The 1,473-nt window shown below is 54.0% G+C and carries 2 protein-coding genes; both read left to right on the forward strand.

The features are described 5' to 3' along the window. A partial coding sequence (locus AC2VLY_RS05080; protein ID WP_486921873.1) for a TolC family protein occupies positions 1-627 on the forward strand: 627 nt, incomplete at its 5' end. Beyond that, on the forward strand, positions 624-1,473 hold an 850-nt coding region (locus tag AC2VLY_RS05085; protein WP_486921874.1), incomplete at its 3' end, for an HlyD family secretion protein. The genes AC2VLY_RS05080 and AC2VLY_RS05085, both read left to right, overlap by 4 nt.

Consider the following 1,473-nt stretch of genomic DNA (forward strand, 5'->3'; position numbering starts at 1 on the left):
GAACCGTTACCGGATTTCTCCACCATAAATATCCCCCGTCAATTACCTCTGCGTCTGATCATCCATCGTCCTGATATTGTCGCTGCACGCTGGGAAATAGAAGTCGCTGCGCAACAGATCGGCGCTGCCCGTGCGGCTTTTTACCCTGATGTCAATATTGCCCTGTTTGCCGGTTGGAACAGTATTGATCTGGGTGATTTATTCAGCCCCGGAAATCTGGCTCATGCCATTGCTCCGGTGGTATCCCTGCCCATTTTCGAAGGCGGAAAGCTCCGTGCCCGTCTCAAAGCGCAAAATGCCTTTTATCTGGCCGCACAAGATCATTATCGCCACACCATTCTCAGCGCGGTGCGTGAAATTGCCGGGCATTTGGCCAGCTGGCAAAAATATCGTCAGCAAATACAGGAACAGACACGGATGACCAAGGCCGCCAGCCAGGATAGCGCACTGGCTACGGCCGCTTTTCAATCGGGTACCACCAATATGATAAGCGTTTATCGCAGCCGGATTCAGGAAATCAACCTGCAAAACCAGCAAATCACTTTGCAAATACAGAATGCACAATCCTGGGTGCTGCTCAATGTTGCCCTGGGGGGCGGATATACGGCGGAGAAAAAACCAGCATGAGTACAACACCATCCTCCTCTGCACCTGACAACGCCTCACCGGAAAAACAGCGGCGCAGGCTGTTGCTGCTGGTTGCCGTTATTGTGCTCATTGCTGCTGGATTGGGAATCCTCTGGTGGTTTTTGCGGGGCCAGTACTGGATTGAAACCAATGATGCTTACGTCACCGGCAACATCACGCCGGTAGATAGTTTGTCGGCAGGCATCGTCAAGCAGGTGCTGGTGGAGAATACGGAATATGTTCACGCCGGCCAGATTCTGGCAATCCTCCAGGGTTCGCAGACCCGACTGGCCATGGAACAGGCCGGTGCCCATCTGGCGGCAACAGTCAGACAGGTCCGCCAGGATTTTGCAAGGGTCCAGGCATTGCAACAGAGCGTTCAGGCCCAAATAGCTGAACTGCAAAAACTGAAAATGGATTTGAGCCGCTACCAACAGTCGCTGCCCAGCGGGGCGGTTTCCAGGATTCGCATTGAAAATACGCAAAATGAAATCATTTCCGCAGCAGCACAGGTTGCAGAAATTCAGGCAAAATTACGAGGGGCGCAAGCCATTGTCGCGGGCACCACGGTATCTGACAATCCCCTGGTTCGCCAGGCCGCTGCGGCTTTTGAAAAAGCCGACATTAACTGGCAACGGCGGCTCATCCGTGCCCCCATATCGGGTTACGTCGCGCAACGCTCTGCCTACCCCGGTTTAAAAGTGACTGCAGGCCAGCACCTGTTTTCGGTGGTGCCACTCAATGATTTATGGGTGGTGGCCAACATCAAGGAAACGGCCATGCGCCATGTCCGCCCCGGACAGGCCGTTCAGTTGACCAGCTATTACTACGGCCATCAGGTGCGCT

The organism is Acidithiobacillus sp. TH-A36, from assembly GCF_057473445.1.